This is a genomic window from Luteirhabdus pelagi (genome assembly GCF_016827595.1).
Lineage (GTDB): Bacteria > Bacteroidota > Bacteroidia > Flavobacteriales > Flavobacteriaceae > Luteirhabdus > Luteirhabdus pelagi.
Genome location: NZ_JAECMS010000002.1, coordinates 177,188 through 191,291, shown reverse-complemented (window position 1 = coordinate 191,291; position 14,104 = coordinate 177,188). Strand labels below are relative to the sequence as shown.

Annotated in this window: 13 protein-coding genes; 7 read left to right on the top strand and 6 right to left on the bottom strand. The window is 41.0% G+C overall.

Features of this window, described 5'->3' with window-relative positions:
- A complete protein-coding gene (pckA, locus tag I4Q58_RS05590) occupies positions 1-1,602 on the top strand; it encodes a phosphoenolpyruvate carboxykinase (ATP) (protein ID WP_203294673.1) in 1,602 nt (533 codons plus the stop codon).
- A gap of 78 nt (positions 1,603-1,680) precedes the next feature.
- On the opposite strand, the gene I4Q58_RS05585 is transcribed toward pckA, so the two are convergent.
- Together I4Q58_RS05585 and I4Q58_RS05580 are read right to left on the bottom strand one after the other, a co-directional pair.
- Entirely contained in the window at positions 1,681-2,427 is a 747-nt protein-coding gene (locus tag I4Q58_RS05585; RefSeq protein WP_203294671.1) for a uroporphyrinogen-III synthase, read from the bottom strand.
- Positions 2,428-2,457: 30 nt separating this feature from the next.
- Positions 2,458-3,111 carry a DUF4271 domain-containing protein gene (locus I4Q58_RS05580; RefSeq protein ID WP_203294669.1) on the bottom strand — a complete coding sequence of 218 codons (654 nt, stop codon included), beginning with the start codon at positions 3,109-3,111 and terminating at the stop codon, positions 2,458-2,460.
- Between the two features lie 119 nt (positions 3,112-3,230).
- Here I4Q58_RS05580 and I4Q58_RS05575 point away from each other — a divergent pair, with 119 nt between their 5' ends.
- Genes I4Q58_RS05575 through I4Q58_RS05565 form a run of 3 tightly spaced genes read left to right on the top strand, consistent with a single transcriptional unit; the run spans position 3,231 to position 5,781 of the window.
- Positions 3,231-3,971 carry a polyprenol monophosphomannose synthase gene (locus I4Q58_RS05575; protein WP_203294667.1) on the top strand — a complete coding sequence of 247 codons (741 nt, stop codon included), beginning with the start codon at positions 3,231-3,233 and terminating at the stop codon, positions 3,969-3,971.
- Between the two features lie 4 nt (positions 3,972-3,975).
- Positions 3,976-5,313 carry a dihydroorotase gene (locus tag I4Q58_RS05570; protein ID WP_203294665.1) on the top strand — a complete coding sequence of 446 codons (1,338 nt, stop codon included), beginning with the start codon at positions 3,976-3,978 and terminating at the stop codon, positions 5,311-5,313.
- A complete protein-coding gene (locus I4Q58_RS05565) occupies positions 5,314-5,781 on the top strand; it encodes a DUF4296 domain-containing protein (protein WP_203294663.1) in 468 nt (155 codons plus the stop codon).
- Here the strand turns inward: I4Q58_RS05565 and I4Q58_RS05560 are convergent.
- Positions 5,754-6,767 (bottom strand): NAD-dependent epimerase/dehydratase family protein, encoded by a 1,014-nt coding sequence (locus I4Q58_RS05560; protein ID WP_203294661.1) that lies wholly within the window; start codon positions 6,765-6,767, stop codon positions 5,754-5,756. The two genes, I4Q58_RS05565 and I4Q58_RS05560, sit on opposite strands and share 28 nt — an antisense overlap.
- A gap of 87 nt (positions 6,768-6,854) precedes the next feature.
- On the opposite strand from I4Q58_RS05560, the gene tyrS reads away from it, so the two are divergent.
- The gene (gene tyrS, locus I4Q58_RS05555) at positions 6,855-8,153 is read left to right on the top strand and encodes a tyrosine--tRNA ligase (RefSeq protein ID WP_203294660.1); all 1,299 of its coding nucleotides are present in this window, start codon (positions 6,855-6,857) and stop codon (positions 8,151-8,153) included.
- Positions 8,154-8,314: 161 nt separating this feature from the next.
- On the opposite strand, the gene I4Q58_RS05550 is transcribed toward tyrS, so the two are convergent.
- Both I4Q58_RS05550 and I4Q58_RS05545 read right to left on the bottom strand, forming a co-directional pair.
- Positions 8,315-9,307, bottom strand: coding sequence for a LuxE/PaaK family acyltransferase (locus I4Q58_RS05550; protein ID WP_203294658.1), 993 nt, complete (start codon positions 9,305-9,307; stop codon positions 8,315-8,317).
- A 68-nt stretch (positions 9,308-9,375) separates the two neighbouring features.
- Positions 9,376-11,079, bottom strand: a complete 1,704-nt coding sequence (locus I4Q58_RS05545) for a T9SS type A sorting domain-containing protein (RefSeq protein WP_203294655.1) — start codon at positions 11,077-11,079, stop codon at positions 9,376-9,378.
- 221 nt (positions 11,080-11,300) lie between these two features.
- Here I4Q58_RS05545 and I4Q58_RS05540 point away from each other — a divergent pair, with 221 nt between their 5' ends.
- Together I4Q58_RS05540 and I4Q58_RS05535 are read left to right on the top strand one after the other, a co-directional pair.
- The gene (locus tag I4Q58_RS05540; protein WP_203294653.1) at positions 11,301-11,984 is read left to right on the top strand and encodes a response regulator transcription factor; all 684 of its coding nucleotides are present in this window, start codon (positions 11,301-11,303) and stop codon (positions 11,982-11,984) included.
- Positions 11,985-12,019: 35 nt separating this feature from the next.
- Entirely contained in the window at positions 12,020-13,072 is a 1,053-nt protein-coding gene (locus I4Q58_RS05535; protein WP_203294651.1) for a sensor histidine kinase, read from the top strand.
- On the opposite strand, the gene I4Q58_RS05530 is transcribed toward I4Q58_RS05535, so the two are convergent.
- The gene (locus I4Q58_RS05530) at positions 13,028-14,098 is read right to left on the bottom strand and encodes a glycosyltransferase (RefSeq protein WP_203294649.1); all 1,071 of its coding nucleotides are present in this window, start codon (positions 14,096-14,098) and stop codon (positions 13,028-13,030) included. The genes I4Q58_RS05535 and I4Q58_RS05530 overlap by 45 nt on opposite strands.
- Between the last annotated feature and the right edge of the window lie 6 nt (positions 14,099-14,104).

Below are 14,104 nucleotides of genomic sequence, written 5' to 3'. Positions count from 1 at the left end.
ATGGTAGATAGTAACCAAACTACGAAAACGATTTCGTTAGAAAAATACGGAATCAAAAACGCGAAAGCAAAATACCAACTCTCCTCACAAGAACTCCACAATGAAACTATCCAAAAGGGCCAGGGCAAAGAAGCTTCCAGTGGCGCTTTAGCGGTGAATACCGGCGAGTTTACCGGTCGTTCCCCCAAGGACCGCTTTATTGTAAAGGACGATATTACCCGTGATAAGGTATGGTGGGGCAACATCAACATTCCTTTCCCCACAAAAATGTTCGATGATTTGTATGACAAGGTAACCGATTATTTATCGGAAAAAGAAATTTACGTACGGGACAGTTATGCCTGTGCCGACGATAATTACCGTTTGAACATTCGTGTAATTAATGAATATCCATGGAGCAATATGTTTGCCCATAATATGTTTTTACGACCCGCGGAAGAGGAATTGGAGGGGTTCGATCCAGAATGGCTAGTGGTGAATGCACCCGGCTTTATGGCCGATCCTGAAGTAGATGGAACGCGCAAACATAATTTTGCAATTCTAAACTTTGCCAAAAAAATTGCACTTATCGGTGGAACGGGATATACAGGTGAAATAAAAAAGGGAATTTTCTCTGCATTGAACTTTATACTACCGGTAGATAAGAATACCTTGCCAATGCACTGCTCGGCAAATGTTGGCGAGGATGGTGAAACCGCGATCTTTTTTGGACTTTCAGGAACGGGAAAAACGACACTTTCCGCCGATCCTAATCGTAAATTAATCGGTGACGATGAGCACGGTTGGACTGCAGAAGACACGATCTTCAACTTTGAAGGAGGTTGTTATGCAAAAGTCATCAACCTTTCAGAAGAAAATGAACCAGATATCTACAATGCTATTAAACCTGGTGCTATTCTAGAGAATGTCATCATGGATGAAAATGGGGAAGTAGATTTTGCCGATACCAGTATTACACAAAATACCAGAGTTAGCTATCCTATATACCATATCAATAATATTCAGCAACCTTCAATAGGAAAAAATCCTAAGAACATCTTTTTCCTAACTGCCGATGCTTTTGGTGTGTTGCCTCCTATTTCAAAGCTAACACCAGGACAGGCAGCCTACCATTTTATCAGTGGTTATACGGCGAAGGTAGCTGGGACAGAAGCAGGAATTGACGAGCCCGTACCGAGTTTCTCAGCGTGCTTTGGAGCGCCTTTTATGCCGCTTCATCCAACGAAATACGCTGAAATGTTAAGTGCCAAGATGAAAGCATCTGGTGTAAATGTATGGTTGATAAACACGGGTTGGACAGGTGGTCCGCACGGTATAGGAAGCAGAATGAAACTGAAGTATACGCGGGCTATGATTACAGCTGCATTGAATGGCGAATTGGAAGATGCTAATTATGAACAGCATCCGATTTTTGGACTGAACGTACCACAGTCGGTTCCTAATGTGCCTTCGGAAGTATTGAACCCGAAAGAAACGTGGAAAAACAAAAAAGCCTACGATATTCAGGCGAAGGAATTGGCTTCTTCATTCAAGGATAACTTCAAGAAATTTGAAGAATACGCGAACGACGAAATTATGTCGGGTGCTCCCTTGGAAGGATAATCAAAGTTAAATACTTATAAAAAAAAGCGGGCTGATTATCAGCCCGCTTTTTTTATGCTATTAAGTTAAGAAAAGAAACTACTTCTTATTCACCTGTTTGATGTAGTTTTCCAACGCCATAGTCATAGAAGGATTTTCTGGCGTAGGTGCCTTAATGTCCACTCGCAATCCGTTATCGGTCGCAGCCTTTACGGTCGTGTTTCCAAATACCGCTATGCGTGTATCGTTTTGCTTGAAATCTGGGAAATTCTCCAATAAGGAGATGATACCACTCGGACTAAAAAACACTAAAATGTCATAATACACATCCCGTAAGTCGGAAAGGTCGCTTACAACCGTTCTATAAAAAACTGCTTGCTTCCATTCAATTTTTAGTTCATCAAGTAACTCAGGTACGATAGGCTTTAACTTATCGGAGGAAGGCAATAGGAACTTTTCGTTTTTATACTTTTTTATAAGTGGAATCAATTCCTGAAAAGTTCGCTTTCCTACGTATATCTTTCGCTTACGGTATACGACGTATTTTTGGAGGTAATACGCCACAGCTTCACTCTGACAAAAATACTTCATCGAGTCTGGTACGTTAAAACGCATTTCCTTGGCGATTCGGAAGAAATGATCTACTGCATTTCGGCTGGTGAGAATGATAGCCGTATGCTTCGATAAATCGACTTTTTGAGTTCTTACTTCCTTACTTGAAACCCCTTCGACATGAATAAAGGGTATGAAATCTATTTTTACCTTTTGTCTTTCAATTAAGTCAAAATAAGGAGAGTTTTCCACCTTCGGTTCGGGTTGGGAAACTAAAATAGTTTTCACTTTCATACATCATGGTTTTAGGCATCACCATACGTTCTAAATCACTACTTTATAGAGGATGAGGTACGGTGAAATTTCAAGTGCGCAAAGATACAAAATAAAATAAAACAAATTGTTGGAAATCATATTACTATTTCCTTTATAACTGTAAAACAGCGAAATACCCAACAGCACTAGGGTGGTTGCTGAAAAAAGAACAATTCCGGTTACTGTTGGTGACCAAATAAAATAGAAAATAAGATTTCCTATAAATAAGAAAATGGCAATCAGACTTCGTAAGGTCAGTTTTTGATAGAGATATCGATTAATAATATTGGATATGGAAAACACATCGCCAATAATCTTTTCCAATAGCGCCTTTACCATTACAAATACGGCATAAGCTGTGGCTATTTGAAGCAGTACATAAGGAGATGTTGCTACACGTTCCGGTGCCCATTTACTAACGATTAAATATAGAAACAGAGAGACCGATATCCATTGGGCCAGAAACAATAGTATGTTGAAGGGATGCCATAAATTGTCGTCACGTCCCTGAACCAAAAAATATTTATCATTTACTGCCAACGCAATAAACTCTTGGAACCGTCTTGGATAAAACAATTTGGCGACTACCAAAAGCAAAAAGAACATCATGCAGAGTAATATGATGCTATCTTGCGATTCTACTTGTCTTGGAAGGTACTGCACGCCTTGGGTTTTGCAACAAAGATACAGGTATAATTTGTGCAGATAAAGCCAATTTTTCGAATAGGTTCTGCTCGCGAAATTGAGCAAAAAAGCGGTACATTTGCGCAAAAAGAGCGTTTATGCCTAAGGCAGTCGTGGTAATACCCACTTATAATGAAAATGAGAACATTGCGCGATTATTGCGGAATGTTTTTGCCTTACAACGCAGCTTCGATATCTTAGTCGTAGACGATAACTCTCCCGATGGCACAGCAGAGACGGTTCGCAATCTGCAGACCGAATATAAGGATACGCTTTTCCTTCTGAATAGAAAAGAAAAGGCAGGGTTGGGAACGGCGTATATCGCTGGTTTCAAGTGGGCATTGGCAAGAGAGTATGACTATGTTTTTGAAATGGATGCCGATTTTTCGCATAATCCTAACGATCTTATCCGGTTGTTTAATGCTTGTCATCGAGACGAGGCTGATATGAGTATCGGGTCGCGCTATGTGAAAGGTGTGAATGTTGTAAATTGGCCTATGAGCCGAGTCTTGATGTCATGGGTAGCATCCAAGTATGTTCGGCTTATTACCGGAATGGATATTTATGATACAACTGCCGGTTTTGTATGTTATAGGAGGAAGGTGCTAGAAAAAATCAATCTTGACAAAATACAATTCGTAGGCTATGCGTTTCAGATTGAAATGAAGTTCAAAGCGTATTTAGCCAACTTTAAAATCACCGAAGTCCCCGTAATCTTTACCGATAGAACAAGAGGAGAATCCAAAATGAGCGGCGGTATTATTTCGGAAGCTATTTTTGGAGTACTAAAGATGAAGCTGAAAAGTATCTTTGGAAAAAATAATTTTAATGAAATTTGATTAGATGACGATATTAATCAAAAATGCAATGATTGTAAATGAAGGCACCCAATTTAGGGGTGATGTCTGTATTGAAGGCGACAGAATCGCTGAAATTGCAGAGAATATAAGTGTGAAATCGGCCGACACGAAGGTAATTGATGCCGATGGTCAGTATTTAATCCCTGGAATGATCGACGATCAGGTTCATTTTAGGGAGCCGGGACTTACCCACAAAGCCACTATAGAAACCGAATCGAAAGCAGCGGTTGCAGGGGGTATTACTTCGTTTATCGAAATGCCGAATACCGTTCCACAAGCAACTACTATCGAGTTGTTGGAAGACAAATTTGCGATCGCTAAAAAAACGTCCTGGGCAAACTATAGCTTCATGTTTGGAGGCACTAACGACAATCTGGATGAAATCTTAAAAGTAGATCCCCAAAAGGTTGCTGGTCTAAAGCTTTTCTTGGGCTCTTCTACCGGAAATATGCTGGTCGATGATCCAAAAACAATCGAAAACATCTTCAGTAAAACGAAGCTGCTTATTTCAGCACATTGCGAAGATGAAGACACGATTCGAAAGAATCTGAAAAAATATACGGAAGAATATGGCGACGATATTCCGATGTCGCTTCACCCTATCATCAGAAGTGAAGATGCCTGTTACATCTCTTCTTCAAAAGCCATCGAATTAGCGAAGAAAACAGGAGCGCGTCTCCATGTTTTTCACCTCTCTACGGCAAAAGAGACGAAGCTATTCACCAATAAAATTCCACTTTCAGAAAAGAAAATTACCGCAGAGGTTTGCATTCATCATCTATGGTTTACAGACAAAGACTATGAAAAGAAAGGAAGTCGTATAAAATGGAATCCTGCAGTAAAGGCCGAAAAGGATCGCGAGGGGCTTTGGAAAGCTCTTAACGACGATCGTATCGATGTGATTGCCACCGACCACGCACCGCATACCAAGGAAGAGAAAAACAATCCGTACACGAAAGCACCTTCGGGCGGACCGTTAGTACAGCATGCGTTACCTGCCTTGATGGAAATGCATAAAAAAGGAAAGATTTCCATGGAAACCCTTGTTCAAAAGACCGCTCATAACCCTGCTATTTTGTTTGAAATTAAGGACAGAGGTTATATCCGAAAAGGCTATAAGGCCGATTTAGTCTTAATAGATCCACAGAGTCCATGGACGGTTAATGAAGGGAATATTTTGTTTAAATGCGGCTGGTCACCTTTTGAAGGCACAACTTTTGCCTCAAGGATTACCCATACCTTTATTAATGGGAATTTGGCCTATGAGAATGGTAAATTTCCGATTCGAAGTAGAGGAGAACGCCTAACTTTTAATCGATAGATGACTCGAGTAATTCTTTTTTTGGGAAGTGCGCTATTTGCTATAGGATGCCAGAATATTGAAAGGCCCGAAAAGCCTGAAAATCTTATCCCAAGGGAGAAGATGATTGATATTTATGTGGAATCTTATTTAAGCAATGCGGCGAGGAGTGTCGATAATCGGGCCATTCGTGCGTATGGAATTCAGTTAGACTCCATCCTTTACAGACGCTTTTCTATAGATAGTATTCAATATGATGAAAGCAATAGATATTATTCTTCACAATTAGATATCTATGAAGCGATGTTCGATGAAGTGCATGAGCGGTTGAATACCCAAAAGGTTGAAATTGATTCCTTAATTAGAAATTATCGAGGAAAAAATAAAGATAGCGTCAACGAAGTGTCTGAGGAACTGGATACAACTACGAACAAACCTCGTCTTGTGCCACCAGCGCAGGCTCAGGAAGTCGATTCTTCTAAAAACTGAGCAGCAACCCTTTCAATAGTTGAACCTACTGGAGTATACTCAAAGTCTACATCGGTTTTGCTTTTAGAAGCATCATAAAAACTTTTCGTATAAAGAGATCGTACGGTAGCTTTGGGTAGTCTTCTCTTAGTGCCGAAAAGGAAAGCCGAAACACCATCCAAGGTTGATACTAGCGATAGTAACCAATAAGGTATTTGCCTTTTAGGCGGTGACTGTCCTAATGCTTTTGAAAGTTTTGTGAGTAGTTTTTTATACGACATATTCTCAGCAACCAGAATATAACTGTTGTTTACAATGTCGCTTTCCATTAGCCTCGTCATAACCCGAACCACATCTTTCACATCTACGATACCAACACTACCAGAGGGATATCGTGAGATACCTTTTGAGGCCATTTTTACGATAACGCCACTGCTAGAATGCCAAAACCCTTCACCCAAAATCACCCCCGGATTTACGATTACCGCTGGAAGTCCTTCTTGGGTTCCGCGCCATACCTCCATTTCGGCCCCGTATTTTGTAATAGCGTACACGCTATTTTTTTCTTCTGGATTCCAGTGCGTTTCCTCAGTTATTAGCGCCCCTTCAATAGCAGCGCCCAGAGTGGCCACGGAACTGACATAACAGAGTTTCTTCACACCTTTCTCTAGACAAATATTGACGATATTCGCGGTGCCTTCAACATTCGCTTTTTTTAGTTTTTTGTAATTGCTTGGATCGAAACTTACATACGCAGCAGCATGATATACATAGGTAGCACCGTCCAATGCTTCTGTTAAAGCTGGAATATCGAGAATATTAGCAGGTATCCATTCAATTTTATCAAATAGAAGATTGGCGTTTTCAGAATAATAGGAGAAAACCTTTCGAACGGCTTCTAGATCGCTATCCTTTCGGTGTAGCGCACGTACCTTTCCGTGTTTTTGAATTAGGGAATACAGCAAGTGACTTCCCACTAAGCCAGTACCGCCAGTAACTACAATCATATCCGTAAAAATAGGGTTTTTTGAACTATTCTTTTCAATTTTAAAAGAGCACGCTATCTTTGCCCAAACCCTTTAAAAATTGCAGTCTTGGAAGTAAAAAACTTTGTGGAGGAATTACAATGGCGTGGTATGGTTCACGATGCGATGCCTGGAACCGAAGAACACTTGATGGAACAGATGCGTTCGGCTTATGTTGGCTTCGATCCAACGGCGGATTCACTCCATATCGGAAACCTCGTTCCGATTATGTTATTATCTTTTTTCCAACGAAGCGGCCATAAACCATACGCCTTGGTAGGGGGTGCTACCGGAATGATCGGCGATCCGTCTGGAAAGTCATCGGAGCGCAATTTATTGGATGAGGAAACCCTTCGGCATAACCAAGAGTGCGTTAAAAATCAATTGTCCCAATTTTTGGATTTTTCATCGGGTGCCGATAATGAAGCGGTGATGGTGAATAATTACGATTGGATGAAGGAGTTTTCCTTTTTAGGATTTATCCGAGACGTAGGAAAGCACATCACCGTCAATTACATGATGGCAAAGGATTCTGTGAAAAGTCGATTGACCGGCGATAGCAATGATGGAATGAGCTTTACCGAGTTTACCTATCAATTGGTGCAGGGATATGATTTTCTTCATCTGTATAACAACCATGAGTGTACCTTGCAAATGGGGGGAAGCGACCAATGGGGAAATATTACCACGGGAACGGAGCTTATTCGACGTATCGGAAACGGAAAAGGCTTCGCGCTTACCTGTCCGCTTATTACGAAAAGCGATGGTAGCAAGTTTGGTAAAAGTGAAGGTGGAAATGTTTGGTTGGATGCAAATCGAACCTCGCCATATAAATTCTATCAGTATTGGTTGAACTCAAGTGACGAGGATGCTGAAAAATATATCAAGATTTTTACCTTCTTAGATCGCGAAACTATTGAAGCACTCGTCTCTGAACATCAGGAAGCACCGCATGCAAGGCTGCTTCAGAAACGATTGGCTGAAGAAGTTACAACAACGGTTCACGGTGCTGAAGCGGTTGAAAATGCTCAAAAAGCATCTGATATTCTTTTTGGAAAATCGACGTCCGAAGACCTGAAAACCTTGAATGAGCAAACATTTTTGGATGTATTTGAAGGAGTGCCGCAGGCGGAAATAGCTTCCAATCGATTGAAAGATGGCTTGGATATGATTGCTGCCCTATCTGCTGAGACAAATTTCCTAGCATCGAATGGGGAAGCCCGTCGTGCCTTGAAGCAGAACTCCATTTCGGTAAACAAAGAGAAAGTAACGGAAGATTATAGCATTACCGAAAAAGATCTTATCAATGGGCAGTTTATATTGTTACAGCGTGGTAAGAAAAATTACTATATCATCAAGGTAGTATAAAGGAGAAAGCCCCTCGTTTGAGGAGCTTTCAACACTAACTAACCAACCAATTATGAAAAATCTACCCTGAAGATATCGGGGGTTTTTCAGGTGTTTAGTAAGACGGTGTAACCTACTGTTACTTACAGGGTTTAGCGTTAAAAAACGTTAAATTTTAAAGATTATAATACCAACAAATTACAACCTCTAACATCGCTATTGTCGAAGCGGCCTAACACTTCAAAAGTGCCATTTTGATAAGCTTTTCCTAAGTCTTGGGTAGCGATAAAGCTGCAGGAATGAATATTCGCCAAATCGATTACATTAATGCCTCCAGTTTTATTAGTGAGAAGTTGAAAGGGGTCTTCAGTATTGCGAATTAGTATTTTCATCCACGGCGGACATGAAAAACGGCCGTCTCCCATCGAATAGGCCTGCGAAAGCAATTCGGTCATTCCATATTCACCATAAACCTTATCGACAGTGAATCCCTTTTTCAATTCTTGGTGAAGCGCTTCGCGAATCAGTTCCTTTCGTCTGCCTTTCATTCCCCCGGTCTCCATCACCTTCGTATGTTGAAGGGAAAGCGAATGCTTTTCAACCAAATCCAATAGTGCGAAAGAAACGCCTAACAATAACGTTTTTCTTCCTGTTGTTTCAAGGCTTAGGAGAGTGTCGATTAGCGTATCGGTATCGTTGAGGTAAAAATTGCTTTCGGCACTTTTGCTTTGCTGAAGCAGCGCGTCCACCATATAAATCAGGGAGGAGCCCTCACGTTCGAGGTACGATGGTAAAAGCGCTAATATCGTTAGGTCATCTACTGGACCGAAGAAATGTTCGAACCCTTTGGTGAAAGATTTTTCATAAAGTTGAAGGTCGGCTACATGATGTTTGCTGGTTTGCTGTCCAGTTGTACCACTACTACTGAAGGTGATGTCTACTGTAGCATTTTCTGAAAGGATGGTATGCGATTTAAAGAATTCGATAGGTAGAAACGGGATTTCGTCCAGCGCATTTACCGAAGCAGGAGTTTTTTTCAGTAAATCACAAAATTGTCGGTAGACTGAAACCGCTTCATATTGATAGTAAAAAACCTGTAGCGCTTTGGATTCAAAGGCTTCAGAAGAATCTATCTCAAAAATCGCTGCAGGTGAAAAGGGAAGCTCCGTATTCATACCTCAAAAATAGAAATAAAAAAGCCCTTGCGAGGTGCAAGGGCTTATAGAATTATATTGGAAGTAGCTTACTTCACAACTAATTTCTTTGTTACAGTTGCGTTTCCTTGCGAAATCTTTACAATGTACACACCGCTGTTCAACGCGCTAACATTCATTTGCTCGTTGATAGTAGCTTCCATTACTCGCTTTCCAAGAACGTCGAAGATAACTACTTGCTTTTCTCCTGTATTTTGTGAAACGATATTGATAGTGTTACCGTTTGTAGGATTAGGGAAGATGGCAAAAGTATCTAGGCTATTGTTCCCAACAGCAAGACTTACGTCGATATCAGTTGAGTTTCGAACGTATACCTGAGGGGTTCCATTAAACTCACCAGCCAAGGCAATAATTCCTTCTAGATTTCCTTGAGGAATTACAGCACCGATGTAGTCGCAATCGTTACTGTCAAAGTTCGTTCTGTGAATTACAGTCCCAGTCGCGCCGGTAACGTCATAATTCATATCTTCTTCATAAGTAACCGTACCGTCAGCGATTGGATACGCAACATTTGCAAATGCGATTAATTCAGATTCATAGTCTTCAAAATTGTTAACATATGTATCGATATCCAATACTTGAGGATTTACTGCGTTTCCAGTAGAGGTAGCAGCTCCTGGATCTGCATCCGGAACGAATTGAAGTACGCCTCCAAATTCTCCTAACTGACCTGAAATTCCTGAGATCCCGTCTCCAATAGCATACGAAGTAGTAATGGTTCCTGCAGCGTCATCGATTAAGATAGCAGCAGTAGCATCTTCGATCCACTTTTGGTTGCGCTCCATACGTTGGAATGTAAGAATAGCTTCGCTTGTTAAAGTATAGCTTTCACCGATTGTTCCAGCACGTAGTGCAGCGATAGAACCAACTTCGGTAGCAGGCTCGCATGTTGGAGCTACAATTGTATTCGTAATGTTGCAAAGAGCACTTGTAATTTCATAATCGAAATCAGTTCCTTCATCAACGCCAGTGATAGTAATAACACCAGATGCTACAGATGATGGATCGTCACCACCAATAGTTCCTTCAGTAGCTGTAATCGTATATGTTTCAGTGTTACCACCTGTGAAGCTCAAAACAGTTGTATATGTATCAGTTCCAGTTGTTTCAGCATCACACGTAACGCTTTCAACTGCTACGCTTAACGGACAAACAGCATTACAATCTATATTTTCAGCATCTGGAGTTGGAAGTCCAACACAGAAACCATCGGTATCATCACGTTGGATAGATTCTGTGTCTTTGTTTCCATTTGCATCTTCATCATACTGAATAGTTTGGTTTAGACCAGCAAGCAATTCAGGATCGTCTGCATCACCTGTACCATATACGATAGCATCGATAAGGTTTACGTCGGTAACTGGAGTATCTTCTGGGAAATCAGTTGCGTCTGCTTGATAAATTGCCACAGCGTCAGCACCGTTCTGTAAACCGTTATCTGCGCCTAAAGAAATATCCTGTCCTGGAAAACCATCGTTTGCTAACAATAAGAATCCATTAGCATCGGTGGTAAAACCGTCAAGATCGTACGCAGCATAACTTTGGTCATCGCTACCGTTATACAATACGACAACGAAACCATCTAAGGATTGATTTGGGTTGTCTGATTTTAATTCAATAAATTCTCCCGTATCGGTACTGGTTTGGTCAGCATCAAGCTCGTTGATTACCACCTGTCCCATCATGATACCAGAAAGTAACATCGTTACAAGAAATGTAATTTTTTTCATCATTTTTAATTATAAAATTTAGTGGTGCAAATATACATATTTATATGAGTGAGTGAGCTATGGACCGTAGCTTTTAAGATTAGTATAACGTTAAGATAATACGATGGCGACGTCGTCTTTAGCCGTGTAGGTTTTATGTTATGCAATCGTTAACAATTCAAGCCCACCTAAGCTATACAAATGAAGAAATGCTATCTTTAACACGTTAATCAGTTTTAGAGGTTATGAAGAAAAAAAATACGCGTATTCTCCTAGTTGACGATGAACCCGATATTTTAGAAATTGTAGGTTACAATCTTTCTACTGAAGGGTATGATGTAATTACTGCTGAAAACGGTTCAGAAGCCATAAAAAAAGCTAGAAAACATACTCCACACCTCATTATACTCGATGTAATGATGCCTGAAATGGATGGTATCGAAGCGTGTGAAAAACTCCGAAAGATTCCCGAACTATCACAAACCGTCATTACTTTTTTAACGGCACGTGGCGAGGATTATTCGCAGGTGGCTGGTTTCGATGCAGGTGCCGACGATTATATTACCAAACCCATTCGCCCAAAAGTGCTCATCAGTAAGGTGAAGGCGTTGTTACGCCGGTTGAAGGATGAGGAAGAGCAAGTCGATAAAATTAAGCTTGGAAATCTCGTAATCAACCGCGAAGAATATAAAATCAAATTGGGTAGCGAAGAAATGGTGCTACCGCGAAAAGAATTTGAGCTGCTAGCCTTATTAGCCTCAAAACCTGGCAAAGTATTTACACGCGAGGATATTTTGGATAATGTTTGGGGGAATGAGGTCGTTGTCGGAGGTAGAACAATTGACGTCCATATTCGAAAGCTGCGCGAAAAAATTGGCAATGAAAAGTTTAAGACCGTAAAGGGAGTCGGCTATAAATTTGTAGTTTAGCACTATCGCTTTTACGAGCTTAAACGAAACTCGCCTTGGCCAAATACTTTAAACGGACATATCGCTTTGCGGCCTTTACTTCGGCCTATGTGTCGCTGTTTGTGACGGCACTGTTCATCGGTTTTCTTTTCGTAATCGATTATCAAGCATACCTTTATGTTCCGTTGGTATTTCTGATCTGCTATATCTTTTCCTTTATCGTAATTCAGCGTAGGGTTGAGAAGTTTATCTATCGAAGAGTACAGAAAATCTATGATAACGTTCGCTTACTAGACGCCTCGACCTTCAACCGACAGAACATTACCACCGATATGGCAAGCCTCACGCGTGAAGTAGAGCGCTTTGCCGAAAACAAAAAGCTGGAGATCGAAAGCCTTAAGATTCGCGAAAACTACAGAAAAGAGTTTATGGGAAATGTTTCCCATGAACTGAAAACCCCGCTTTTTACGGTTCAAGGCTATATTCTCACACTTTTGGATGGTGCACTGGACGATAAAAATGTGCGTAAAAAATATTTACAACGGGCAAGTAAGGGCGTGGAGCGACTTATTTATATCGTTAAGGACCTCGATATGATAACCAAGTTGGAAGTGGGCGACCTTAACCTGAAGAAAGAGCGCTTCAATATCATCGAATTAGTACAAAATGTGTTCGATCTGCTCGAAATGAAGGCTTCGAAGAAAAAAATTACCCTCACCTTCGATATAGAATACTCCGATAGCATCTTCGTCGAGGCCGATCGCGAACGAATTCAACAGGTGCTTACCAATCTTATTGTCAATTCCATTAAATATGGCAAAAAAGGTGGTACAACCGAAGTGAGCATCGAAGATCTTATTAAAAACAAGGTCATTGTGCGTGTGACTGATAATGGTGAAGGAATCGAGGAAAAGAACATTCCAAGACTTTTCGAACGGTTCTATCGCGTCGATAAAAGCGGTTCACGAAAAGAGGGCGGTAGCGGACTTGGACTCGCCATTGTAAAGCACATCCTAGAAGCGCATAACGAAAAAATCTACGTGGAAAGTCAGTTTGGAATTGGTTCAGAGTTTTCCTTTACCCTCGAAAAGGCGAAACAACCTAGCTAGCGGTAATGGTTCCTCAATATTATCCATTCCTTTAAATAGTGGTAATTCCTGTAGCTTGTCTTCAGTAAAATGAGACTGCTGACAAGAAGGGAAAATCCCCTTATCCTTTAATCGGCGGGCCAAATATAATTGTTCATATTGTCCAGGGGTAGGGACCAAATAGGCTTTTTTCCTTAAGGCAGCAATATCCATGATTGTGCTATAACCAGAGCGGGCAACCACAACATCACTGCTGTTAAACATTTTTTCCAATTCTGAGGAAGTCATGTAGTTCACAATAAACATATTCCCTTTTTTTATCCACCGCTGCTCTTCTTCCATAACCCCTTGAACGAGTACTATTTTTTTAGGTGAAGAAGCGAAGGTCTCCCGTAATTTTTGTTCGAATTGGGTCCGCTGTGGCTCAGGACCTGAAACTAGACAAAGTACATCGTATTTTTTATGAAGCGCTTGTTGCTGAAACCGGCTTAACGGACCGATATATTTTTTTGGAATTGACAGTTTTGCATGATGTCCCATGGAACCACTCAAAGTAAAAGGGCCTTCGTAATCTGGGATCCAACATTCATCGAATTTGGAAATAAATCGATTATGGAGCCAACTACTTATAGCGGTAGTTGTTCCCGAGATAACCCTGCACTGATGTGTTATGTAAGCGGATGGGACAGCGGAATGTGAGACGCCAAGCCGGTTATCACTAATGATACCGTCAATTTCGCCATTCTTGATCCATTCTCCGACCATTTTCCGTTCTTTTTTGACGGCACTCCACACCTTGGGGAGTTGTAAGAGCAGCTTCAGTTTAAACCATTCAGCCCTTTGAGGATAGGTGATATCATAGGATGGCATTTCATAAATAGGGAGTGTAGGGAATTCTTTCTTCAACAATGATAAAGCTGCGCCGTCGGAAGCCAAACGGATGCCATAGCCTTCATTTTGCAGGGCTTTAATAATGGGGATACATCGGGTAGCATGCCCCAAACCCCAGTTCAGAGGGGCTACGAGGATTGTTTTCTGGGCACCCATAAAACA

Coding starts and splice junctions, on each gene's coding strand:
- pckA (WP_203294673.1), top strand. CDS start 1: ATGGTAGATAGTAACCAAACTACGAAAACGATTTCGTTAGAAAAATAC.
- I4Q58_RS05585 (WP_203294671.1), bottom strand. CDS start 2,427: ATGAAAGTGAAAACTATTTTAGTTTCCCAACCCGAACCGAAGGTGGAA.
- I4Q58_RS05575 (WP_203294667.1), top strand. CDS start 3,231: ATGCCTAAGGCAGTCGTGGTAATACCCACTTATAATGAAAATGAGAAC.
- I4Q58_RS05570 (WP_203294665.1), top strand. CDS start 3,976: ATGACGATATTAATCAAAAATGCAATGATTGTAAATGAAGGCACCCAA.
- I4Q58_RS05565 (WP_203294663.1), top strand. CDS start 5,314: ATGACTCGAGTAATTCTTTTTTTGGGAAGTGCGCTATTTGCTATAGGA.
- I4Q58_RS05560 (WP_203294661.1), bottom strand. CDS start 6,767: ATGATTGTAGTTACTGGCGGTACTGGCTTAGTGGGAAGTCACTTGCTG.
- I4Q58_RS05550 (WP_203294658.1), bottom strand. CDS start 9,307: ATGAATACGGAGCTTCCCTTTTCACCTGCAGCGATTTTTGAGATAGAT.
- I4Q58_RS05545 (WP_203294655.1), bottom strand. CDS start 11,079: ATGATGAAAAAAATTACATTTCTTGTAACGATGTTACTTTCTGGTATC.
- I4Q58_RS05540 (WP_203294653.1), top strand. CDS start 11,301: ATGAAGAAAAAAAATACGCGTATTCTCCTAGTTGACGATGAACCCGAT.
- I4Q58_RS05530 (WP_203294649.1), bottom strand. CDS start 14,098: ATGGGTGCCCAGAAAACAATCCTCGTAGCCCCTCTGAACTGGGGTTTG.